We start from the raw sequence: 25,233 nt of genomic DNA, 5'->3' as shown, positions 1-25,233 counted from the left end.
AGACTGAAATTGTCACTTATACAATGATTATTGGAAGATAGCTGTATAAACGACAGATTACAATAGCAAGCTCAGTTAAACAATGATTGGAGTTTCTTGGGATGACGTCTTCAATACCGTTGAAAGAAAATATCATGGAAAATACAAATATTAATGCACAGCCACAAGTGATGATTGTTAAAGTGGTCGGTGCTGTCGCGATTGCACATCTACTCAACGATTTGATTCAGGCGGTACTGCCTGCCATTTATCCCATGCTCAAAGCCAACTTTGCCTTAAGTTTTACGCAGGTCGGATTGATTTCACTGGTCTATCAGGTGACTGCATCCTTATTGCAACCGTGGATTGGACTGTATACCGATAAACACCCCAAACCATATTTATTGCCAATGGGCATGTGTGTGACGTTTCTGGGAATTTTGTTACTCGCATTTTCGCCTACCTTTACCGTGTTATTAATTGCTTCGGCTTTGATTGGAGTAGGTTCATCGACCTTCCACCCAGAGGCTTCACGTGTTGCACGTATGGCATCAGGCGGGCGGTTTGGTACAGCACAATCTACTTTTCAGGTGGGTGGGAATACGGGAACGGCAATTGGCCCTCTATTGGCGGCATTGATTATTGTGCCATTTGGACAACATGCAGTTGCTTGCTTAGTGGTTTTTGCATTATTAGCCATCTGGATATTAACTCGCGTCAGTCAATGGACGATTCGTCATGCCAAAACGCAGGCGGTTTCACGTATTGTCAATGCCAGTAGTAAATTGCATGGTCGCCAATTAACCTTGGCAATTGGCACGATTTGCGTGTTGATGTTTGCTAAATTTACTTATATCGCCAGTATTAGCAACTATTTTACTTTTTACTTGATACATAAATTTCATGTCAGTTTAGCCACTGCGCAACTGCATCTATTTGCTTTTTTGGCAGCGGTTGCAGTGGGAACCTTTGCAGGCGGCCCAATTGGCGACAAGATTGGACGTAAAGCGGTGATTTGGGTCTCTTTTGTCGGAATGGCACCGTTTGCCTTGTTGATGCCGTATGCAGATTTATTCTGGACAACGATTCTTTCCGTCATTGCGGGTTTGGTATTGTCTTCGGCTTTTGCTGCAATGGTGGTCTATGCACAAGAAGCTGTTCCTGGGCGAGTGGGTATGATTTCAGGGTTGATGTTTGGTTTAATGTTTGGTGTCAGTGGCATTGCCGCAGCAGGACTTGGGCATTTAGCGGATATCAATGGCATCGAGTGGGTATTTAAATTGTGTTCGTATTTACCATTACTGGGTTTAGCGACATTCTTTTTACCTAAGACGCATGTAAAGTAAAAGTCATCTTTCAAATTATCCTCTGCAACAGGGGATAATTTGTTCTCGTGATTTGATGTGTTGAAACGGCAAAATATTATTCTAGATAGGCTGAACCAGTCGATATCTTTTGCAACTCTGCTTCATTCATGCAGATTGATGTATAATTCGATCATTGTGTAAAACTATGGGCTTATATCATGAAATCTGAATTTTATCAGGGAAAAATCAAACAATACGATGCGAAAAAAGGATTCGGATTTATTGGCGGTTTAGAACAGGATATTTTCTTTCATATTTCGGATTTTCCACTTGAAGGTGGCGAGCCTAAACGCAATGAGCGAGTCAAATTCATGGTTGTTGAAAATAACGGTAAATATAAAGCTGTAAAAATTGAAAGAGTCATCGATCAATCTGCTAAAGCTAAAAAAACCAGAGCGGTGGAAGCGAATAAGTCGATTACCAATGCCTTGTTAGATGGTTTTAGGAAGTAGATGGACTAAATCTACAAAAAAGTGAGGTAACTTGATAATTTTGAAATTGTTTAGATATTGAGAAAAATATGGGCAAAGATATTTTGGATAAAATTGAATTAATGATTGAAACGATTAACAAAATTCATGCTGATTTTTCTCAGGATTATTTTGAAATTGGACACATTGAAAAGTTCAATCTGTCTAAAATGATTTCCCGTGTACCGTATTAACATATTGCAAAATATCGTCTAAATTTACACGAAAGTATTAATGACTAGGGTCTGTTGACATTTCATAATGGCAACCAAATGTATATGCAAGCTAAAGCAACCGCATTTTCATAATTACGTTTTAGCTTGTCATATCGAGTTGCTATTCCTCTAAATTGCTTCAATCTTGCAAAAGTATTTTCCACTAAGTGCCTAATTTTATATAAATTCCAATCCATATGATTATTGTTGGACTGAGTATTTGACTTCCGTGGAATATTAGCTTCAGTATCTGTTGCTCTGATTTGCTCTCGTAATGGTTCAGAATCATAACCCTTATCTGCACATAAGACCTCAGTTTTTTCCAAATCTAATTTTTCAACTAGCTCAGGTGCAACCTTAACATCATGTGTTGTTCCATTCGTGATCATAATTTCAATTGGATTACCATAAGAATCAACGGCCAAGTGTATTTTTGAACTATTCCCACCAATGCTTTTTGATATAGCTTGATCTTTTAACCCAGCAGAGTGTTGATGCGCCCTAATATGAGAACCATCAATAAAAATCCACTCTTTATCTGTATGTCTACTGATTAATTTAAATATTTTCAGCAGCTTATTATGTTTAGACCAACGACTATATTTTTTAAATATTGAATTTGGATTACCAAAATCTGGTGGTAAATCTCGCCATGGGCAACCTGTTCTAATTCGATAAAGAATAGCTTCAATAAAATTTCGAAGATTTCGTTTGAGATAAATATCAAAATTACGCAGAATAGTTTCTAACTTTGACCAGTGTTGATCATTCAGCATTGTACGAGGCATAGCGAGTAGTAAATTTGGTTTGGCGATTGAATTTTACTTACTCGCTATTTTTTATACATCAAATGTCAACAGACCCTATTTGATTAAAAATAAAAAAGGTTTTTTATTACAGTATTATTATCGTGTTAAAACGTTAGAAAGTATTGATGATAAGATTAATCGGTATTCACTCAATACAGATCAATATCCAGTAAATAACTGGTTAAATGATATTTTTGGCGCAAGAATTATTTTAAATACACAAGAAGTTGAAGAGCTAAGTGAATTATTAGATGGATGGCAGGAAAAATTTGGTTTAAAAAACTGGTATTTCCGAGAGGCTTTGTTGCACAAAGATTTAAAAGATAACACTCTGCTCATTTGAACAGAATTCAAGTGACAACTTGGGTATGAGGACGACCTAATTCTGTAAATTTGTTCAATACGGCTATGCGTGCATGAATCTCATTCACCTGACTAGAAAAACTCCTTGCTGTTAATTTATCACCTAATAGTTTGATGCAATGCATCTTGGTTTCAACTAAACTTCGACGATGATAACCAGACCATTTTTTCCAAAGCGTTCTTCCTAAACGTTTAACTGTTTTCAGTAACTCATTCCGCTCTAAAGATCTCAATTTCTGATCTTTCCATGGTTTTGCATTTTTTCTTGGCGGAATGAGCGCATGTGCATCTCGATCTAGAATGACTTGTCTGCAGTGCTTCGTGTCATAAGCACCATCGGTATAGACCGAATCAATTCGTTCATCTAAGGGAATTTGAGCAAGTAAATCACCGAGTACTTGCGAATCGCTCACATTATTTGTAGTAAGCTGTACTGCACGTATTTGCAAGGTTTCAGCATCGATGCCAATATGAAGCTTACGCCATTGGCGACGATATTCAGGTCCATGTTTCTTACGTTTCCACTCACCTTCACCTAGAAACTTTAAGCCAGTTGAGTCGACGAGTAGATGTAGCCCATCACTACTTTTTTGATAGCTAATCGCAATATCAATATGTTTTTGTCTTCGACAAAGCGTACTGTAATCTGGTGCGGTCCAATTTAATCCACAAAGTTTAATCAGACTTTGAACAAAACCTGTGACCATGCGTAAAGAGAGTCTAAATAAAGATTTGATCATTAAACAGCATTGAATAGCCGTATCGGAGTAAGTTTGATTTCGACCTTGCTTGTTTTGTGGTTGTGCATACCACTGAGTGTTTGGATCAAACCAAATGGAAATGTTGCCCCGATTAATGAGAGCGCGATTATAGGAAGACCAGTTGGTTGTACGATAAGTTTTAGGAGTAGGTTTATTCATTTTGAAATTATAGGACTGAATAAACCTTATAGGCTCTAGGTTTGTGCAACAAAGCCCATTCAACCAAGAAGCGAAAGATCTTCTCGTCAGATGATTCAGTCAAAAAAGTCATTTACTTAGCAACAACCAATGCTGCTAAGAAATGGACAATGCCAATTCAAAATTGGCGTTTAGCAATGAATTGGTTTACGATTCAGTTCGATGATCGATTAAAAGATCATTTATAAAAAATAGAACTTACACAAAATAATTTACAGGCTCAGTTAACCAATCGAATCATCCAAATTCGGTGCTAACCAACGCTTCGCTTCATCTAGTGTCCAACCTTTACGTTTGGCATAATCCTCAAGCTGATCTTGAGCAATTTTGCCCACATTAAAGTATTCACTTTGAGGATGCGAATAATAGAAACCACTGACACTGGATGGCGGCATCATTGCAAAATGCTCAGTTAACTTCGTTCCAATTTTCTCCTCAGAACCTAACCAATCGAACAACACTGCTTTTTCAGAATGTTCTGGGCAAGCAGGGTAGCCAGGCGCAGGACGAATGCCGACATACTTCTCTTTGATCAGCGCTTCATTATCCAAAGTTTCATCGGCTTTATAGCCCCAGAACTCTTTACGGATACGTTCATGCAAATGCTCTGCAAAGGCTTCGGCAAAACGGTCAGCCAATGACTGTACTAGGATGGCAGAATAATCATCACCTTTGGCTTTATATTCAATGGCGAGTTCTTCAGCACCAAAGATCGATACCGTGAAACCACCGAGATAATCGGTATTGTCTTTTGAGGTGCTAATAAAGTCGGCTAAAGATAAATTCGGTTTACCTGTGACTTTGTCAGATTGCTGACGGACATGCTCGAAAGTATGTGTAACCTTTTGACCTGCTTCATCAAACACACTCACCGTATCCGCAGCTGTACGTTGTGCAGGGTATAAACCAAACACCGCACGAGCATCAAAACGATGATTCTCGATAATATCTTTCAGCATCGCTTGCGCTTGGTTATACAAATCCGTTGCGGCTTCGCCGACCACTTCATCTTCTAAGATTTTCGGGAATTTACCTGCCAAACTCCATGAGATAAAGAACGGTGTCCAGTCAAAATAAGGAACTAGAGTTTCAAGTGGATAATTTTTAATAACTTGCGTACCTAAAGCGTTAGGCTCTGGTGGCACATAGTGTTCATCAATTTTAAAGCCATTCTCAACCGATTCGGCATAGCTAAGTTTTGCTGCTTTCGGTTGCTTGTTGGCTAAGCGTTCACGAATTTTGGCATATTCAGCACGATGTTCAGTAATAAAGTCGCCACGCATTTCTTTTGATAATAGGGTGGTTGCAACACCCACTGCACGTGATGCATCAGCCACATAAATCACGGCATCATTTGAATATTGTGGATCAATCTTCACTGCGGTATGCGCTTTAGATGTGGTTGCACCGCCAATCAATAATGGAATGGTAAAGCCTTTACGCTGCATTTCTTTAGCAACAAATACCATTTCATCCAGACTTGGCGTAATCAAACCTGACAAACCGATAATGTCACATTTTTCATCAATTGCAGTTTGCAAGATTTTTTCCGCAGGCACCATCACGCCCAAATCGACAATATCATAACCATTACAGCCTAAAACCACGCCTACGATATTCTTACCAATATCATGTACGTCGCCTTTTACCGTCGCCATCAAAACACGACCTTTAGACTGTGCGTTACCTTTTTCAGCTTCGATGTATGGGTTCAACCAAGCCACAGCTTGTTTCATGACACGTGCAGATTTGACTACTTGTGGCAGGAACATTTTTCCTGAACCAAACAAGTCACCAACCACATTCATGCCATCCATCAATGCACCTTCAATCACATCGAGTGGACGTTTAGCTTTCAAACGTGCTTCTTCAGTATCTTCATCAATATATGTGGTGATACCTTTGACCAACGCATATTCCAGACGCTTTTCTACCGACTCATTGCGCCATTCAAGGTTTTCAGCTTCGCGTTGTGCACCTGTATGACCACGGAATTTTTCCGCCACTTCAAGCAGTTTTTCCGTCGCATTTTGACCAGATTCACCTTGGTTTTGATTCAGAACAACATCTTCAACAGCTTCTTTGAGTTCTTTTGGAATATCGTGATAAATCGCCATTTGACCCGCATTGACGATCCCCATAGTCATGCCTTGTTTGATGGCATGGTAAAGGAAGACAGAGTGAATCGCTTCACGTACAGGTTCATTACCACGGAACGAGAATGAAACGTTGGAAACACCACCAGAAATCATAGCATGTGGTAAGTTCTGTTTGATCCAGCCCGTCGCCTCAATAAAGTCAACACCGTAGTTATTATGTTCTTCGATCCCTGTTGCAACCGCAAATACGTTTGGATCAAAAATAATATCTTCAGCGGGGTAGCCCACTTCATTGACCAAAATGTCATAAGAGCGTTTACAAATTTCACGTTTACGTGCAGCGGTATCGGCCTGACCTGTTTCATCAAAGGCCATGACGATAATCGCCGCGCCATATTGACGGCATAAACGCGCTTTTTCGACAAACTCGTCATAACCTTCTTTTAGGGAAATGGAGTTGACCACAGGTTTACCCTGTACGCATTTTAACCCCGCTTCAATGATTTCCCATTTAGATGAGTCAATCATGATCGGTACGCGAGAGATATCAGGTTCAGACGCCACCAGATTCAAAAAATGCACCATCGCATTTTGCGAATCAAGCATCCCTTCATCCATATTGATGTCAATGATCTGCGCGCCAGCTTCAACTTGTTGCTGAGCGACTTCTAATGCTTCGGCAAAATTTTCTTCACGAATTAAGCGCAGGAATTTTTTTGAGCCTGTGACGTTGGTACGTTCACCGACATTCACAAATAGTGAATCATCATAAATGTTAAATGGTTCTAAACCACTTAAACGGCAAGCAGGCTTGGTTTCAGGGATTTGACGCGGTGCAATGTCTTTAACCGCATTGGCAATCGCACGAATATGGTCAGGTGTAGTACCACAACAACCACCTGTAATATTGATCAGACCACTTTCAGCAAATTCTTTTAAAAATGCTGCGGTTTGCTCTGGCGTTTCATCATATTCACCAAAGGCATTGGGTAAGCCCGCATTTGGATGCGCTGAAACAAAAGTATCTGCCACATCACTAATGGTTTTGACGTGCGGACGCATCGCATCTGCACCCAAAGCACAGTTAAAACCAATCGAAAGTAGGTCGCCATGACGCACCGAGTTCCAAAAAGCTTCAGCAGTTTGACCTGTTAAAGTACGACCTGATGCATCGGTAATCGTGCCTGAAATCATCAAGGGTAATTCACGGCCAATCTGCTTAAACACTTCTTTGACCGCAAAAATCGCAGCTTTACAGTTTAAGGTATCGAATACAGTTTCAATCAAAAGAATATCTGCACCACCTTCGATGAGTGCATGTGTCGCTTCTATATAATTTTCTTTCAGTTCATCAAAAGTGATGTTACGAAATGCAGGATCGTTGACATTCGGCGAAATTGAACAGGTACGAGATGTTGGTCCAAGTACACCCGCCACAAAACGCGGTTTTTCTGGGGTGGAGTATTTGTCACAGGCTGCACGTGCCAAACGCGCTGCTTCACGGTTAATCTCTGGAACCAGATCTTCCATGTGATAATCCGACATGGAAACACGAGTGCCATTAAAGCTATTGGTTTCAATGATGTCCGCGCCTGCATCCAGATAGGCTTCATGAATCCCCTGAATAATCTGCGGTTGGGTTAAAACCAATAAATCGTTATTGCCTTTAAGGTCAGATGCCCAGTCTGCAAAACGTTCGCCACGATAATCTTCTTCTTCGAGTTTATGGCGTTGAATCATCGTTCCCATCGCACCATCAATGATCAGGATACGTTGGGCAAGAAGTGATTTCAGGGTGGCAAGCGTGGACATAAGAACCCCAGATAGATTTAAAAGGCGCGTTATTGTAACAGAATCCCTCACAATAAGTGGCTTTGATTGATCGCCGAGACGGTCAAACACAGATTCATACCATTCAGGATTGAGATGGTGACGATTTCATCAAAATGCAATATTCATGTTTCAAAATAGCTTTACATGAAATGTGACATCGGAAATGTGACCAGCTGTCATAATTTCATCATCATTGCTTCAAAATACAACAATTGAATGTCATGATGGTTTTTGTGTTTTAAGTTTTTGTATTTATTAGTTTTTATTGATTGTACTGGCATAAAATTAAACTAAAAAATGCCTTTTATGAGGTCAAGTGTTTAAAAAATGACTTCATTAGACCCCTATTTGTCATATAATTGTCATAATTTAATTTAAGAATATGGGGATTTTAACGATCCTCTTGAACCGTCTACATGAATTCAAATCTTCCTCCCGTTTCGGATTCAAATCATGTCGAAGCTGGACATGTTCAATCGACGAATGTACATGTACCCACACCGAAGTTTTTTATGCCAGTGTTTTTTACGGTTATTATTGCAACCCTGATTTACATCGCTGTACAGGTGAATGCTGATTTGGCGCATGTGCCTGCACTTAGTTTATATTCCGTGATCTTGCTGGCAACAGCACTTTTTATTGCTTTGGGATTTGAGTTTGTAAACGGTTTTCATGACACAGCCAATGCTGTGGCAACGGTCATTTACACTAACGCATTGCCTGCACCTGTCGCCGTAATGTGGGCAGGTTTTTGTAATTTTCTGGGTGTTATGGTCGCAAGCGGGGCAGTGGCCTACGGTATTATTGCATTATTACCTGTTGAATTAATTATGAATGTCAGCAGTGGTGCTGGCTTTGCCATGGTTTTTGCTTTGCTGATTGCTGCGATTATCTGGAATTTGGGAACCTGGTTTTTAGGGATTCCTGCATCAAGTTCACATACCTTGATCGGTTCGATTTTGGGTGTGGGCATTATGAACCATCTGATTAATGCTGCAACGGGTAGTACCAGTGGCATCGATATGGATCAGGTGATTAAAGTGGGTAAAGCTTTACTATTTTCGCCACTAATCGGTTTTGCTTTTGCTGCTATTTTATTCCTACTGGTGAAAAAAGTATTTAAACGCCAACTTGAACTGTTTCAGCCACCTGAAGGCAATAAGCCACCCCCACCTATCATTCGTGCCATTTTGATTTTTACCTGTACAGGCGTGAGCTTTGCGCATGGTTCTAATGATGGTCAAAAAGGAATGGGCTTAATCATGCTGGTGTTGATTGGCTTGGTGCCGATGGCTTATTCATTAAATAAGAGTCTGGATGCTCAGCAATTGCAAACCTTTGAACAATTATCTGGTCAGACTTCTTCTGTTCTTTATACTCAGCATACAGACATGCAAGATGAAAAAGCACGTGTCATTTTGACCAAGTATATTCAAACCAAACAGCAAACTCCTGAAGTGGTTCCTGCATTAGCCAGTTTGACCGATCATTTGGGTCAACGTGTCGGTAGTTATGGAAGTTTGAAAGATATTCCTGAAGATGCGATTGGTAATATCCGTAATGACATGTACTTAAGTACCACAACATTTAAGCGTCTGGATAAAGCTGAAGCACTCCCTGCAATGACAGCCGATCAGCAAAAAGTAGTGAAACAGTACCGCGATAGTCTGGACTCTTTCCTGCAATATATTCCAACTTGGGTCAAAGTCGCTGTGGCATTGGCACTGGGTCTGGGAACCATGGTGGGTTGGAAACGAATTGTGGTGACTGTTGGTGAACGTATTGGTAAACACCATATGACTTATGGTCAAGGCATGTCTGCTGAGTTGGTGGCGATGAGTACCATTGCAGCAGCGGATGGTCTTGGTATGCCTGTCTCCACTACGCATGTACTGAACAGTGCAGTGGCAGGGACAATGGTTGCCAATAAATCTGGCTTAAACTTTAATACGGTGAAAACCATTTTATCGGCTTGGGTCTTTACCTTACCTGCAACTATTTGTTTATCGGGTGGTCTGTACTGGTTGTTCCTTCAATTTGTTGGATAAATCCCGAGCTTGTACAATTGAATTTTTAGAGTTGAAAAGGTCACATCAGTGACCTTTTTTATTCTCTAAAATTTTTATGTGAAGATCGCTTTCTTTTTAGCGAATGTTTGCTACCTTGTGATAAAAACCCATGTTGAAACCCATCAAAATGACTGCTTTAAATTTAGATCAATTACAACAAGACCCATTGATTCAAACATTACAGCAATACCAATCTGTATTTTGGTTTCCACCTGAAAAGATGCCATTAAAACAAGCGCTACAGCATGTGGGTCTAACCCGAGCCGATATTGAGGATGCAGAAGCTCGCTTACAACGTTTTGCTCCATTTATTGCTCAAGTTTTTCCTGAAACTCAAAACCAGCAAGGTATCATTGAATCCGATTTGGTGCGCATTGCACAGATGCAACAGCTGCTTTCGGAACAATGGAAAATTCCATTACAGGGACAATGGTGGCTGAAACAAGATAGTCATTTACCTATATCTGGTTCGATTAAAGCGCGTGGAGGTATTTATGAAGTGCTTACCCATGCTGAAAAGTTAGCTTCGGCTGCTGGGCTAATCTCTTTAGAAGATGATTATCGAAAATTTGATTCGGATGAGTTTAGAACCTTTTTTCACAATTATCAGATCGCTGTTGGCTCGACAGGAAATCTGGGACTTTCAATTGGGATCATGAGTGCCAAACTGGGTTTTCGGGTTTCGGTGCATATGTCTGCTGATGCAAGACAATGGAAAAAAGATAAACTGCGCTCTTTAGGGGTTAATGTCGTTGAATATGCCAGTGATTATGGTGTCGCCGTTGAACAGGGGCGTAAAGCTGCTGAGGCTGATCCAAACTGCTTTTTTATCGATGATGAAAATTCCAAAACTTTATTTCTGGGTTATGCTGTAGCAGGGTTAAGACTCAAACAGCAATTATTTGAGCGTCATCAAGTGGTCGATGCCGCGCATCCATTATTTGTGTATTTGCCTTGTGGCGTGGGTGGCGGGCCTGGGGGAGTCAGCTTTGGGCTTAAACAGGCTTTTGGTGAGCACGTACATTGTATCTTTGCAGAACCCACCCATTCGCCATGCATGCTACTTGGTGTTTACACGGGGTTGCATGATCGAATTAGTGTCAATGATATTGGGCTGGATAATCAGACCGCCGCAGATGGTCTTGCCGTTGGACGCGCTTCTGGTTTTGTTGGCCGTGCCATGCAAGGACTGATAGATGGTTATTACACTCTTTCTGATCAAAGTTTATATGCGTTGATTGGGCAACTTAATCAATCAGAACAGATTCAACTTGAACCCTCTGCTGCGGCAGGATTCATGGGGGGCTATCACACAACTGCCCAAACATCTTATCAGCAATTACATCAGTTTACGCCATCTCAATTAGCCAATGCCACGCATATCATTTGGGCAACAGGAGGAGGGATGGTACCACCCGAAGAAATGCAAAGATATCTGCTTCAGAGTCAACATCTGCTAACTTAGTACCTACACTGATGTTTTCATTGACGAGATATTAAGCTCGCATTTATTCAAATCAAGCAGTCAAATCACCGTATTAACTGGTGGTTTGTATTTGCTCAAGTTCAAACAGCGCTTGATTTAACTCTTGTTGTTTCTTTAATGCTTTCTGGGTATCCTGATTTTGTTGGGCTTTATAAAGTTCGGCCTTTAGTTTTTCAATTTTATGCTCAGTTTGTAGCTGCATTTTAATTTGAGTAGGAGTGTCGTCTTGGCAATAACGATCAATATTTTGAATGGCTCGTTTTAAGCCTGCAACCCGATAGCTACTCGCATATTTTTCAGCATAACGAAGTTGATTGCTGAGTTCTTGTTTTTTAATTTCACAATTTTTTGCAGCATAGGTGGGGGAGATCCCGATCATAATTGTCGTCAAAATAACGACTACTTTTTGGACATGATTCATCAGACTAAAACCGTATAAATAAAATCAACTTTAAACATGGCAACTGATTAAACGTACGCTTAGGAATAATCATATTTGCCATGCTTAAAGCCTAATTTATCAAGTCTGATCCGATAAATATTGGCATTTAAAACAGTGTTGTTTATCTTTTTTTCAAAGGGATTTTATCACTGACAAAACCATAAATTGCAGCAAAAGGTAGAGCGGTTCTTGCCAGATAAGCCACGCGCCACAATCCACCATGATTAGCACCTTCCATCATCAACTCTAGAGGGTGTTCAAGTGGCATTTCTGGGTTGGCAAAAGCCTGATCATTTCTTAAGTCATGAACCCAAAGTGCAGCCATAATTGCGTTGGTGGTTTCTGGACTAAAGGCTTCGACATCAAACAAATCAGCGCCATTAAATGCTGCTTTTAACAACGGATTCTTGGTAACTGAATGGGTGGTAGTAGAGGGTGCAATATTGATGCTCACGCGTTGTCCTTGATGACGCGCCAATGTTGCTCGCCATTGCTGGATCCGCTTTGCCAAGGCATAGTTTGGTCCTTGTTCAAGCACTAAACAATCTGCAATTCCATATTTTTTCCCATTATCAGAAGCGATCAGACTTGAATCGTTGGTTTTAAAGAAATGTTTGAGTGAAAGTGTCGAAATCCCTTTGGTCAGTAACTTTTGCAGGCTAGAGCGATCCAGAGATTTTTGCTGTGCTGCCGCAACAACCTCTTTAGGTACCGCATAGACATCAGTCGGTGTGCACATAAACATCAGACTGGTGTTGGCTTTGCGTTCACTCACTAAGCTCATAATCGTATCCATTGCTATCGAAACACGGACATGTTTTTCACCATCCAGATAGGCAATGGCTGCTAAATCCAGACTTTGTTCAAATTTGATTAGCCATTCAGCAATTTCAGGTAATTGCGTCAGTAGGTTTGCACCCAGTTTGTCCTTAAGGTCATAAGACGGGGTTGTATCATGGATAGGGTTCAGACTTGGTGCAATGAGAGTGGCATTGTCTTTTTGGATGGTGGTTAATATTTTTTCCCAAACTTTGGCATTGGGTAAATCAACCGCGACAATATTCGCTTTCCATTTGGCAAGCCATGTTAGTGGGCCCGCTTCAGATGCCGCCCCAAAAAGTACCATAGTACGATCAGACAAATCGAACCATTCAGGATGTGCATGAACTTCTCTTAATGCTGTGGCATGACTCGGTTCAATGATTCCACGCTGTTCCCAATTTGAAATTTGATCAAGCAGTGCTTGTCCTTGTAGTTTTTGACCATGATAAGGCACATACCATTCAGGTTTTTCCTGACTTTCACCTTTAATGATCACTGTATTAAATTCTGCAATATCAGGTATCCGTGGTACATCTTTGAGTAAGTATTGCTCACCATTTCGATAAAATTCAAAACTATGATGTGCTTTATGCAAGCCTTGTTTTGCAATGGTAATCGGGTTGACTGTTTTTTCGATACCCAGTTCGACCAAAGCCTTAAAATAGGTCGGATAATTTTTACGCCAGTCTTTTTCTTTTGCAGCCTGTTGAGAAATTTTATGATCCACTAAAGACAATGCTTCCGAGACAATTGCTTTGCCTGTTTGTGAAGTACTTGGCTTCTGAGTTGCAGGATTGACTGGGAACTGCAAACCTTCAATTGGACTGGACATGCAAAAAAACTCACTTTAAATGGCATTAATATACAGATGTAAACATTATCTATGCCAACTTACTTTCAGGGTTGGCATTAACTACCAAAATTGCAAGAAAGCGTTAAATCTGGTGTCTACTCGTAAATTAAGATACTGAGGTTTTGTATTATGCTCTCATGATGGTACGAAATCCGACATGACTGGTGGCTAAATCAAACTCTTGCGGATGGCGACTACTGTTACGAAAACGTGCGCAATAGTTATCTGCACATAAATATGAGCCGCCTTTAATCACGAAGTTCTGGCTGGGTATATTGGTTTGGCGCAGATGTTGATAATCTCCCATGTGTTCATCATGCGCACCCTGATAAACAGAAGATGTCCATTCCCAGACATTGCCGATCGTGTCATAGAGTTGAAAATTATTTGCCGCAAAACACCCAACGGGTGCGACACCCTCAAATTGATCTTGCTTTGTATTGTGAAATGGGAACTCACCCTGCCAATAATTGGCTTGGGGATGTTGATGATGATCCATGGGGGCTTGGTGCAAGGGGGTATCTTGAGTTTGTCCTGCTTTGGCGGCATATTCCCACTCTATTTCAGAAGGTAAATCCCGACCTAGCCAGACAGCGTAATGTTCGGCATCATTTTTCGTGACAAAACGGACAGGCTCGTTGGGTAATGCTTTTTCTGCTTGTGGTCCATTTGGGCTTTGCCAAGTGTAGCCAGATTTAAGCTGCCACCATTGTTGTGGATGATTAGCATCGGGTAAAAATACCGCAGCCTGTTTTTGTCGTTCAGCATCAGTGATATAGCCTGTTGCTTGAACAAAGCTTGCAAACTGTGCCACTGTGACTTCAGTCTGATCGATCCAGAAGCCAGCTACCTGCCGCTTTTTTTCTCCAAAATTAATTTCATCGGGATAAGCCAGATTCGAACCCAGATTGACTGTACCCGAGTCGACCCAAACCATACCTGCATGATTATTCTTTCGCCATTGATTTGGCAATCCTGAATAATTTTTGCAGGTTGAAAGTGAGCCAAGTGCTAATAAGGCTGGTGTAGGATCCTCTTTTTTATTAGGGAATGCAGGTTGTGATGTTTGGCTACAGCCAGCCAGTAACAAGCTGTAGCCTAAAATTGAAAGGAATACCGCTTTCATTGAACAAGATATTCCTTTACACCATTTTGTTGCGTGTATTGTTGATAGACTTTAATCAATTCCTGAACTTTATCTGGATAGGTATTTGCCAGATTTTGATTCTCACCACGATCCTGTTTCAGGTTATATAGCTCCCATGTTCCAGTACCAAGATTGGCTTTGCCTTGTAATGCGATTTTCCAGTCTCCTTGTTTCGCATATTTATTACCATGTAGTTCATCTGCAAAGCTGAATCCGTCAGGGCGAATCGTTGTTGCTTTATTTTCCAGAACCGCTTTCCACGAACGTCCGCTTGGCGTATTGATATTGCGACCTTTATATTGACCTTGTGGAATATTGATATTGGCATAATCCAGAACGGTCGGGAATACATCCAAGACCGATGCAAAGCTGTTATGAATCGGTTGTATCTTATTTTGGTGAGGCAGTTTTACGATGGCTGGAGCGGTGGTAGCACCTTCACCTGCGGTATTTTTCCAAAGATGAAAGGGTGCAGCACTGACTTCAGCCCAGCGAGGACCAATAAAGGTATAAGAATTATCTGTACCCAAACCAGTCAATGAATTATCCACCTGAGCGCCTGCATTTGCGCTACCTGTTGAACCTTCTGCACCATTATCAGACACAAAGAAAATCAAGGTATTGTCATATAAACCATTGGCTTTTAAATATTGAATCAGGCGTCCAATGTTGGCATCCAGATTTTCGACCATACCTGCATAGATTTCCATATTACGCGCTTCAAGCGCCTTACGTTCTGGGCTGAGTTCATTCCATCGGCCAGACTGTGCAGGCGCATTTGCTGTTGCAATAGGTTCGGCGGGAACAAAATTGGCTGGAATGATGCCTAACTGTTTTTGTTTTGCGATACGTGCATTGCGAATGGCGTCATAACCTACATCATAGATTCCTTTATATTTATTACGGTATTCTTCTGGCGCTTGGATTGGCCAGTGTGGGGCTGTATATGCTGCATAGGCAAAAAATGGCTTACCAGTGTTCTTGCCTGAGTCTAAGTATTCAATGAGTTTGTCAGTGTAATAGTTGGTTGAAAAGAAATTATCTGGCAAAGAAGACAATGGTATGACTTGACCATCTTCGGTGTAGGTTGCATTGCGATTATAGCCTGTTGGGGTACGCTTAAAGTGCAAGTCAAAACCTTGTAACAAGGTAAATGAATGATCAAAACCGCGCGCTTGTGCATTGGTTTCAGGCGTTAACCCCAAATGCCACTTTCCACTGATATATGTTCGATAACCATTGTCTCGTAGTACTTCGGCAATCGATAGCGAACGTTCATTTAAGTAACCTTCATAACCTGGCTGCCCTTTAAGATGGCTGGGTGTAAGTTCAGCCATCGCTCCAATACCTGCCAAATGATGATCTGTGCCTGAAATCAGCTGTGATCGAGTTGGAGAGCAAGTTGGAGCAGTGTGATAATCACTCAATAAACGGCCTTCATTGGCTAAAGCATCCAGATTCGGAGTGTGAATTTCTCCACCAAAAGCCCCTATATCTGAATAACCCAGATCATCTGCCATAATGAATAAAACGTTTGGCTTTTTTGCTTCTACCACAGGCGTAGATGTAGCAGATGTGTCATTGTTATCGTGACACGCACTCAAAGATAAACTTAAAAGGATGAAACTTAAGCTTAATACAAGTGGTTGTTTTTTCATGATTAAAGTATTATTGTAAAATTCAACCCAGCTTAACCATACTGTTTTGAATTTTTAAATAATTAGTTTGGGAAACGTCTGCATAAATAATGCTGAACATTTTTTGATATAACTAAATTCCTGACTGTGAAAAAGCCCCGAAGGGCTTCAAAAAGATAGAAATCAAATTAAAAAAGAGAGCAAATCAAAAAGGCAATTGAGTCAGCTTATTTAAGAAATGCTGAATCAAACGAGGTTCTAAGATGATGGTCATCACTACACCATAAGCTGCTCCCCACAAATGCGCGCTGTGATTGATATTACTGTTGCCACGTTTACCTGACCAGACACTATATCCCACATATAAAACTGCAAAAATAATCGCAGGCACAGGAATAAAAAATACCAAAATCAATTTCCAGGGTTCAAACAAGATATAGGCGAAAAGTACTGCTGAAACCGCACCCGATGCCCCTAAACTTGCCCAATTGGTATCATTTTTATGTTTTAAATAACTTGGCAAAATTGCAAAAATCAGACCGCCTAGATAAAACAGCACAAAGCCAAGATCGTAAAAAAACTGACGATAAAAACTTTCAATCACACTGCCAAAGAAAAACAGGGTAATCATATTAAACAATAAATGAGTCCCATCGGCATGTACAAAGCCATGGGTAATAAAGCGGTCATATTGTCCACGTTGCATGGCTGGCGGCCAGAAAATCAGACGATTCATGATATTCTGGTTGGAAAAGGCCATGAGGGAGACAATCATGGTAATCGCGATAAGCGTAATCGTATGATTAAAAGGCAAATGAAACATAGTGAAATTTATAAATAATATTAACGTTAACTGCCATAATGCCATTAAAAAACAACAGAGCACATATTTTCCTATGAATAAATCCGACAATTTTGGTTGATTTTTTTTAATTCTCCCGCATCTTCAGTTAAAATAAGCGCTTCAGCTTGAGGATCATGATTATGTCGACTGAGAACACCAACACTGTGGTTGCAGAAGAAATTCCCAACCTTTTGATTACTCCAACTGCACAAGAGTATTTAAGTGACTTGTTGGACAAACAAAATACTCCAGGGATTGGCGTTCGTATTTTTGTTGAGCATCCAGGTACTCCACGTGCTGAATGTTGTATGGCATATAGTGCGCCTGATGAAGTCGTGCCGACTGACTATAAACAAGATTATGCTGCATTTCCTGCTTATATTGACCAGCCATCTATTCCTTATTTATTAGATGCCGTGATTGACTACAACAAAGACCGTTTTGGTGGTCAATTGACTTTCCGTGCGCCTAACTCAAAAGTGCCGCGTGTCGGGCCTGATGCATCGATTGAAGAGCGTATTACTTATATCCTTCAGTCAGAGATTAATCCTGGTTTGGAAGGACATGGGGGTAATTGTGCTTTAGTAGAAGTACAAAATGATTCTGAAAAAGGTTTAACTGCTGTACTTAAATTTGGTGGCGGTTGTCAGGGCTGTTCAGCAATTGATGTGACTCTTAAACAAGGTGTTGAAACTACTTTACGTCAACATATACCTGAGTTACAGCGTGTCGTAGACCAAACTGACCATTCACAGTCGGAAGGTGCATATTTCAAATAATTTTTTGAAATATGTAGAAAACCTCTAATTCGTTAGAGGTTTTTTTTTGGCCTAAAATCGGATTTATAAATAAAATAGATTAAAATAATGATAATTATTATCATTAGTATTGTTTTTTATATATGAATTGTTACAATGCAATCGTTTTTTTAAGCTTCTTTTAATATTTCTTAAAATAGGGGATGAAAATGTCTCAACCTATATTACGCACAGTTCTCTCAGCTGCAATTGCAGCGACACTTTTTTCAATGGTTCATGCAGCGGAAGATAGCACTGTAAATGCTGAACAAAGTACTACACAAACAGATTCAGCAAAATTAGAAAAAATTGTTTTAACTGCTAGTGGTCAGGCAGTCGATTTAAAAGAGGCTCCAGCTTCTATTTCTGTGATTACTGCTGAGGAAATAGAAAAACGTCCAGTATCAAGTCTGGCCGATTTATTAAAACGTGTGCCAGGCGTAACAGGTGGTTTAAGTACAAATGGCGACGGATCAAAAATAAAATTACGTGGTTTACCAGATAATTACACACTGATATTGATTGATGGTAAGCGGATTGGTTCATCACGTGATACCAATTATCGTCCAGATTTAGGAAGACAGGATCTAAACTGGATTACTCCAGATATGATTGAACGGATTGAAGTGGTACGGGGGCCAATGTCATCTCTTTATGGTTCAGATGCAATGGGAGGTGTAATCAATATCATTACGAAAAAAATTCAGGATCACTGGACAGGTAGTGCAACTTATAATTATACCCAGCCAACGACATCTGGAGATAAAGGACGTACTTTCCAAACGGGTGCTGTAGTGAGTGGGCCATTAGCTGATAATGTTGGATTGCGTTTAAATGCGAGTCAGATTCGTCGGGAATCTGATAAAGGTTACACAGTAACCAGCCCTCCTAGAGGTGGTGATGCAAATTTAAATAATGTTGAAGGTACAACAGGTTACGTTAATAATAACTTCGGTAGCCAATTAAACTTTCGATTAAATGAAAATCATGATTTATCGTTGGAAGCGACCTACGGTATCGAAAAGAATTTAAAAGCCAAAGGAGTGACTACCCAAAATGGAGCAACAGGAGCAATCACTGGTCAAAATACAAATCAGAGTTGGGGAGCTGATAAATTAGAAAAACAAGGTTATGTGGCATCTTGGGATGGCAAATGGGGACATGAAATTACCTCAAAATTATCTGCTTATTACAATGATTATGATCAATCTGGCGATGGCTTAACCGCAAAATCCAATGAATCAATTGTTGAAGGACAGGTCAATTTACCTTTTAATCTCATTGTACCGAATAAGTTGACTTTGGGCGGACAATGGCGTCGATCAGAGCTTAATAATACAGATACAATTGGTACACCGATTAAAGATGCCAATGGTAACGTAGTACCTAGCTATGATGGTGCGGATTATGCTGGTAATGCTAAGCTCGAAGGTAAAACATGGGCTGTATTTATTGAAGATACTTTAGATTTGAGTGATAAATTTAAATTAACCTTGGGTAATCGTTATGACCACGATGAAAAATTTGGGGATCATAATAGTCCAAGAGCTTATCTGGTCTTTTTACCAAGCGAAGATTGGGCGATTAAAGGTGGAGTAGCAAGTGGTTTTCGTGCACCTACCATTAAAGAAAGTACTGCTGGTGCTGCAACGCAGTCAGGAGGTAATGGTTGTACCTCTTTAGCTTCAATGGGATACATTTCTGGTGGTTGTTATATGGCGGGCAATGCTGATTTGCAACCAGAAAAAAGCACAAACTATGAAATTGGAGTGAATTACACAGGCTTTGGTACAGATATTAATCTGACTTATTTCTACACAGACTTTGAAAATAAAATTGAATATGCACCGCTAGGTCGAATTAATGGTGTTTGGTGGACTCAGCTCAGAAATATACAAAAAGCAAGAACAGAAGGTCTGGAGTTTAGTGCAGCAATCCCTGTGACTGATCAACTCAAATGGACCAATAGTGCAACGTACTTCTTTGAAGCAAAAAATCTGGATACAGGTGCAGCCTTAATTAATACTCCAGAATTAACAGCGACTTCTTCTTTAGACTATCTTATTAATGATGCTTGGGCGGTAAACCTGTTAGCAGAATATACTGGAAAACAATATTCAACCACAGTCACGAAAGATACAACGTTGCAAAAAGCCCATACAGTTTTGGGTTTAGCGACAAATTATGATGTCAATGACGATATTACTATCCGTGCAGGTATGAATAATTTGTTAAACAAAAAGTTAGCGCGAAGTACCTCTGGATACTATTTAGAAGGTCAATCAGCATTTGTGGGAATGACATATCGATTCTAAGAATTAATTTAATCTAAGAATCTTAAAAGACGCCTCGTGCGTCTTTTTTTACCTAAAATTTATTATTAAAATTTCCTAAATAATTTGATTGTTGGTTAAATCATTAATAATAATAATTCTCGTTTTTATTGAATTTTACAATTTGTTTGCTAAAATGCCTGCGAGTTTTAAGCTTATTTTAAGTTTTTAAGAAATCATAAGGGGTGGGAAATGATTCGGCGTTCACTTTTAGCGGCATCAGTTTTGTCAAGTATGTCTGCTATTGCAAATACTGAAATTAATCAAGATGGTGCGATCAGTAACAAACCGACGGAACAGGTAAAACTTGAGACCATCGTTGTTACTGCTACAGGTTACGAACAGGACGTCTCTAAAGCACCTGCATCTATGACCGTCATTAGCCGTGAAGAGCTGGATAAACGTGAATATAACGATATAACTGATGTGCTTAGAAATACGCCAGGGGTGGTCATTTCAGGTTCAGGTTCTGCTCAGACGGTCAGTATCCGTGGTATGTCATCAAACTACACGCTATTTTTGGTCGATGGTAAACGTCAATATTCTAAAGATGTAAACCCTAATGGGGATGATAACGGATTTGAAAAAAATATCTTGCCACCAATAGCGGCAATTGAACGTATCGAAATTATTCGGGGACCTGCGTCAACGTTATATGGTACGGATGCCATGGGTGGTGTCATCAATATCATTACTAAAAAAGTAAGTGATGAGTGGACAGGTACAGTTGAGTTAGGTACGGTCATTCAGGATCAAGGCGATGCTGGAGATATTAAAAATGGATCGGTTTATCTTGCAGGACCACTTATTCCAAATAAATTAGGTTTACAACTCAATGTTAATAAACAAGAGCGTGAAGAAGACCAATATGTCGGTGGTTTTCGTGGTAATGAACGAGAAAGTTTAAATACACGTTTAACCTATTTGATAAATGATCATCATGACCTTGCTTTAGATGCCAATTTTGTTAAACAAGAAAGTAAATCGACGGTCGGAAAAACAGTGGAAGCTGTAGCCAATGCAGCTGATTCATCTTCACGTAATTATCGCGATGTTTATTCGATTACACATAATGGGCGTTACACAGACAGCCTGAATAGCACAACGTATTTACAGTACGAAAATTCTAAAAATCCTGACCGTGAAAATACTACGTTAGACACTAAAGGTATAGAACTAGAGACTTGGACGTTCAATAACCAATGGAACTGGACTTTAGCCGATCATGTTTTATCTTTTGGTGCTTACTATAAAGATGAATCATTAAATGACAAAGCGACTAACCGTAATCCAAACATTCCAACTTTTAGTGAACTGACGCGCTGGTCTGCTGCTGTATTTTTGGAAGATACTTGGAGTATGACCGATCGTTTTAATCTCACAGGTGGTTTACGTTATGATTATGATGAAAACTACAAAGGAAATCTTTCACCGCGCCTATATGGTGTGTATAGCTTCAATGATAACTTAACATTAAAAGGTGGCGTTTCCACGGGATATAAACAACCTGACATTCGTTCAGCAACGGAAGGTTTCTATAGCGTCACAGGTGGTGGTGGTTCTCCAACACCTACAGGACGCGGTATCATTCGTGCCAATCCAGAGCTTGATCCAGAAAGCAGTGTATCTTCCGAACTTGGGATTAACTGGAAAAATGATTATCTTCGAGCATCACTAACAGGGTATATCACTCAGTTTAAAGATAAAATTACCGAAGTTCGTACCTGTGAAACAGATACAGATGGCTCTACAACCAACCGAAATAATGTTGCCGCATGGAAATGTGCCGAAGGTGCGATACCATTCTATTTTATTAGTGACCGTATCAATGTTGATAAAGCGGAACTTAAAGGGATCGAAGCAACTGTAGAATCAGATGTGAACGAGTATATGACTGTAAGTGCAAATTATACTTTCACAGATACAGAAATTAAATCGGGTGAATTTAAAGGTCGTCCTTTAAACGAAATGCCTGAACATATGTTTAACATTACAGTTGATTACGACATTAATGATGCTTTAAATATCTGGTCACGTTTGCATTATCGCGGCGAAACTTCTGCTTATTTAAGCCGTACATCAATGTCTAATCCAAATCCTGGCTATGAGTTTTTAGATGTTGGTTTTAACTATCAATTTACCTCAAATTTGAAAGGTAAATTTGGTGTATATAACCTGTTAAATGAAAAAGCAGAAAATGCTGATGGTGACCAGTTGCTTGATGGTCGTCGTTATGGCATTAGTTTCGTAGCCAACTTCTAATCATTGCATCCCAATCTTGTCATAACCACCTAAAAAGCCGCATCAGCGGCTTTTTAGATCAATCATTTAAGAATATTTTTAACCTGTTCAGAATAATAAAACTTTTCCAGATAATGTCGTGCACGTTCACGCAAATGTTTGGATTGAACCATTTCCTGAATAATGGGGGTTAATAATTCAGTCAGTTGGTTTTGAATTAACTCTTCATTGATATTTATATCGCGTAACAACAAATCAAAAGAACGTTCCTGATTACGTGCATACCATGCATAGACACCATCATGCACTTGTTGTTTTAAATAATCGGTCTGGCGGATGTGTTCCCAGATTTCATGACCCATTCCCACAGTTTTAGGCAAGTCATTGACTTCAATATAATTACGCACAACATTTACAGGTAATTTTTTGATCTTGTGCCATAAATTGGCCTGAAATTGATAAAGCTTTTCATCATTAAAATGCTGATTTAGTACAGTTTCACTCAGCTGACTTAACTTAATAATGTTCTTTTGTAAATAATTAGCGACTGTGTCATCCAGATTGGAGTCGGTTACAGATTCAAGTACAGATTTTCCCATTTTCATAAAACGTCCAACACCGGGAACTTTTTTATTCATGAGGGAATTATCCAGATAATCCTGAATGGAATGTTGGATGAGCTGCGTCACCATGGTTGAAAATGCAGGATTATTGGTAATGCGTTTAATCAGTGCTTTACGGTGTTCGCTTTTACTGGCTACATATTGGGCGATATGGTCAATCGTTACCACAGGGATAATATCTTCAATCGTTGTCTGATCATTGCTTGGATGAATCAAGGCAAAACGAATATGTTCGGTAATTTGCTCGATTAAAAAGGGACTTGCAGCAGTATCTAAAATTTGCGTTTGAATCAAATGATAAATTTGTTCAAATGACCATAAATCTTTTAATTGTTGCTTTCTAAACCAATGATAAAATTCAGAAAACTCAGACTGAATCGTCGTTTTTTGAGAAAACTCCTGATCCAGAAAATCAAGCTGTGCTTCTATCAATTGGTCAATGATCGGGTTGCTCATAATATCTCTAAATTGAATGTCTGAGTTTTAAACACTTTACTTTAAAAATCATCTCTGCATGTTTAACTTTTAATGTGTAGTAGACTTTTTTCATAACTCCCTTTTTTCTCCCCTAGTGAGAAAAATAAAGAGGGTTTAAACAATGATGAAACAAGTCTAGTGATTCATCTGTTGTTTTAATCGGAAACTGAATGTCTACCTAGGGACACCAAAGGGTCGGTTAGTGGATTTTTCTGTTTTTGGGTTTTTTCCAAAAAAGGCAAGTAGTATTGAATAACCAATTGATCCGCTTCCAGTATCGGCATATGTCCGACATGATTTAAAATAATCGGTGCTTCGGCACGTTTCAACATTTTCTTTAATTCACCCGCGGCTTCAACATTGACAATTTTATCGTCTGCACCCCATAAAATTAAGGTGGGCGCTTCAATCGAGCGAGCTAAAACTGAAAATGTATCTGGTGTATATAGACGTTTAAGTGCTACCAATTGATCGACAATTTTACTGGTTTCCTGCGCATGGGTGATTAAATTTTGTTCCATCGCATTTTTATAATCATTGGACAAAAATGGCTGATGATACATGACTTGATTCAGCACATAATTCAGATCGCCCTTCTTGGAAACAATCAATTGTTTGAGATAAGTTGGATCTTTCAAGTAAATGGTATTGGCGGAATGATAAACCCCCGCACTGCTGATGAGAAATAGACTTTGTGTGTCAAACGCATATTGTGATGCATAGAGCATCGCGATCGCTCCACCAACTGAATGCCCCACAATATTAATTTGATTAGACACATGTGCAGCTTCGGTAAAACGTCGAAGTTTTTCAGTGACATTGGGTACAGATAAATCAAAATCCTTTGGAACAATGGTATCGCCCGCCATAGGCAGATCAGGAATGATTACGTGATAATAAGGGGTTAATACTTTGGCAATTGAATTCCAGTTATCACGGCTGCCTGCTAAACCATGAATCAATAAAATCGTTGGTTTATTTGATGCACCACCTTCGCTATAGACCCATGTAATATCATCTACTTTGAGCGTTTTGGTTTTTAAGCCTGCCCAATTACGTTGCTGTTGTAGTTCATCGTGTAAATTAAAATGACAGTCTGCGGCATGAGCGATCTGTAAACTTCCCCCAAATAGTCCGATACATATACAAAAAGCACATGCCAATATGTACGAAAAGTTGATTTGAGGAACACGGAAAGTCATTAAACTTCATCCTTGAAAGTTGCTGACGCTATTTTTGAGTCTTTATATTATGAAATAAAGACAAAATCATCGTCATTTGCTGCTAAAAAAAATATAGAAGAATTATAGTCAATTTGGTCATCTGCTCAGACTCAAAAAGTGATAAATAGGTCGTATTATTGTAGGA

At 39.7% G+C, this 25,233-nt stretch carries 19 protein-coding genes and 1 pseudogene; 10 read left to right on the top strand and 10 right to left on the bottom strand.

The annotated features are described in order from the left end of the window. The first annotated feature begins 101 nt into the window (after window positions 1-101). The 3 genes from F944_RS10515 (at window position 102) to F944_RS17110 (ending at window position 2,010) form a co-directional block, all read left to right on the top strand. Window positions 102-1,325, top strand: a complete 1,224-nt coding sequence (locus tag F944_RS10515) for an MFS transporter (RefSeq protein WP_004990276.1) — start codon at window positions 102-104, stop codon at window positions 1,323-1,325. Window positions 1,326-1,504: 179 nt separating this feature from the next. Beyond that, entirely contained in the window at window positions 1,505-1,798 is a 294-nt protein-coding gene (locus F944_RS10510) for a cold shock domain-containing protein (protein ID WP_004990275.1), read from the top strand. A 68-nt stretch (window positions 1,799-1,866) separates the two neighbouring features. Continuing rightward, complete coding sequence (locus F944_RS17110) at window positions 1,867-2,010, top strand: hypothetical protein (RefSeq protein WP_004990274.1); 144 nt, start codon at window positions 1,867-1,869, stop codon at window positions 2,008-2,010. A gap of 62 nt (window positions 2,011-2,072) precedes the next feature. Here the strand turns inward: F944_RS17110 and F944_RS10505 are convergent, their stop codons facing one another. Beyond that, window positions 2,073-2,819, bottom strand: coding sequence for an IS5 family transposase (locus F944_RS10505; protein ID WP_004990272.1), 747 nt, complete (start codon window positions 2,817-2,819; stop codon window positions 2,073-2,075). Window positions 2,820-2,838: 19 nt separating this feature from the next. On the opposite strand from F944_RS10505, the gene F944_RS10500 reads away from it, so the two are divergent. After that, complete coding sequence (locus F944_RS10500; protein WP_004990271.1) at window positions 2,839-3,183, top strand: hypothetical protein; 345 nt, start codon at window positions 2,839-2,841, stop codon at window positions 3,181-3,183. 7 nt (window positions 3,184-3,190) lie between these two features. Here the strand turns inward: F944_RS10500 and F944_RS10495 are convergent, their stop codons facing one another. Next, on the bottom strand, window positions 3,191-4,123 hold the full coding sequence (locus tag F944_RS10495) for an IS5-like element ISAha2 family transposase (protein ID WP_001040037.1): 933 nt from the start codon (window positions 4,121-4,123) through the stop codon (window positions 3,191-3,193). Window positions 4,124-4,179: 56 nt separating this feature from the next. On the opposite strand from F944_RS10495, the pseudogene F944_RS16790 reads away from it, so the two are divergent. Next, window positions 4,180-4,350, top strand: a pseudogene (locus F944_RS16790) (IS256 family transposase); the annotation flags it as partial. A 36-nt stretch (window positions 4,351-4,386) separates the two neighbouring features. Here the strand turns inward: F944_RS16790 and metH are convergent. After that, window positions 4,387-8,073 (bottom strand): methionine synthase, encoded by a 3,687-nt coding sequence (metH, locus tag F944_RS10490; protein WP_004990270.1) that lies wholly within the window; start codon window positions 8,071-8,073, stop codon window positions 4,387-4,389. A gap of 437 nt (window positions 8,074-8,510) precedes the next feature. Here metH and F944_RS10485 point away from each other — a divergent pair, with 437 nt between their 5' ends. Then, window positions 8,511-10,142 (top strand): inorganic phosphate transporter, encoded by a 1,632-nt coding sequence (locus tag F944_RS10485; protein WP_004990269.1) that lies wholly within the window; start codon window positions 8,511-8,513, stop codon window positions 10,140-10,142. A 148-nt stretch (window positions 10,143-10,290) separates the two neighbouring features. After that, on the top strand, window positions 10,291-11,628 hold the full coding sequence (locus tag F944_RS10480; protein ID WP_026039927.1) for a D-serine ammonia-lyase: 1,338 nt from the start codon (window positions 10,291-10,293) through the stop codon (window positions 11,626-11,628). Window positions 11,629-11,701: 73 nt separating this feature from the next. On the opposite strand, the gene F944_RS10475 is transcribed toward F944_RS10480, so the two are convergent. From F944_RS10475 to F944_RS10455, 5 genes are all read right to left on the bottom strand, one after another. Beyond that, window positions 11,702-12,070 (bottom strand): DUF1090 family protein, encoded by a 369-nt coding sequence (locus F944_RS10475; RefSeq protein ID WP_004990267.1) that lies wholly within the window; start codon window positions 12,068-12,070, stop codon window positions 11,702-11,704. Window positions 12,071-12,212: 142 nt separating this feature from the next. Next, window positions 12,213-13,745, bottom strand: coding sequence for a hypothetical protein (locus F944_RS10470; RefSeq protein ID WP_004990263.1), 1,533 nt, complete (start codon window positions 13,743-13,745; stop codon window positions 12,213-12,215). Window positions 13,746-13,893: 148 nt separating this feature from the next. Next, window positions 13,894-14,892 (bottom strand): SUMF1/EgtB/PvdO family nonheme iron enzyme, encoded by a 999-nt coding sequence (locus F944_RS10465; protein WP_004990261.1) that lies wholly within the window; start codon window positions 14,890-14,892, stop codon window positions 13,894-13,896. Further along, entirely contained in the window at window positions 14,889-16,571 is a 1,683-nt protein-coding gene (locus tag F944_RS10460; protein WP_004990260.1) for an arylsulfatase, read from the bottom strand. Before F944_RS10460 ends, F944_RS10465 begins: the two co-directional genes overlap by 4 nt. A 184-nt stretch (window positions 16,572-16,755) precedes the next feature. Beyond that, on the bottom strand, window positions 16,756-17,373 hold the full coding sequence (locus F944_RS10455; RefSeq protein WP_010588749.1) for a rhomboid family intramembrane serine protease: 618 nt from the start codon (window positions 17,371-17,373) through the stop codon (window positions 16,756-16,758). A gap of 161 nt (window positions 17,374-17,534) precedes the next feature. Between F944_RS10455 and nfuA the strand changes: the two genes are divergently transcribed. The 3 genes from nfuA to F944_RS10440 all read left to right on the top strand — a co-directional run bounded on the left by nfuA (window position 17,535) and on the right by F944_RS10440 (window position 22,786). Beyond that, a complete protein-coding gene (gene nfuA / locus F944_RS10450; RefSeq protein WP_004990256.1) occupies window positions 17,535-18,173 on the top strand; it encodes a Fe-S biogenesis protein NfuA in 639 nt (212 codons plus the stop codon). A 188-nt stretch (window positions 18,174-18,361) separates the two neighbouring features. Further along, complete coding sequence (locus tag F944_RS10445; protein WP_004990254.1) at window positions 18,362-20,506, top strand: TonB-dependent receptor domain-containing protein; 2,145 nt, start codon at window positions 18,362-18,364, stop codon at window positions 20,504-20,506. Window positions 20,507-20,716: 210 nt separating this feature from the next. Further along, complete coding sequence (locus F944_RS10440; protein WP_004990249.1) at window positions 20,717-22,786, top strand: TonB-dependent receptor domain-containing protein; 2,070 nt, start codon at window positions 20,717-20,719, stop codon at window positions 22,784-22,786. Between the two features lie 62 nt (window positions 22,787-22,848). Here F944_RS10440 and F944_RS10435 read toward each other — a convergent pair whose 3' ends face one another. Both F944_RS10435 and F944_RS10430 read right to left on the bottom strand, forming a co-directional pair. Beyond that, entirely contained in the window at window positions 22,849-23,844 is a 996-nt protein-coding gene (locus F944_RS10435) for a hypothetical protein (RefSeq protein WP_004990247.1), read from the bottom strand. Window positions 23,845-24,020: 176 nt separating this feature from the next. Then, the gene (locus F944_RS10430) at window positions 24,021-25,067 is read right to left on the bottom strand and encodes an alpha/beta fold hydrolase (protein WP_004990245.1); all 1,047 of its coding nucleotides are present in this window, start codon (window positions 25,065-25,067) and stop codon (window positions 24,021-24,023) included. Between the last annotated feature and the right edge of the window lie 166 nt (window positions 25,068-25,233).

This window comes from Acinetobacter ursingii DSM 16037 = CIP 107286, assembly GCF_000368825.1.
Classification (GTDB): domain Bacteria; phylum Pseudomonadota; class Gammaproteobacteria; order Pseudomonadales; family Moraxellaceae; genus Acinetobacter; species Acinetobacter ursingii.
Note: the sequence above shows the minus strand (reverse complement) of the source record. Positions and strands in the feature narration are given on the sequence as shown.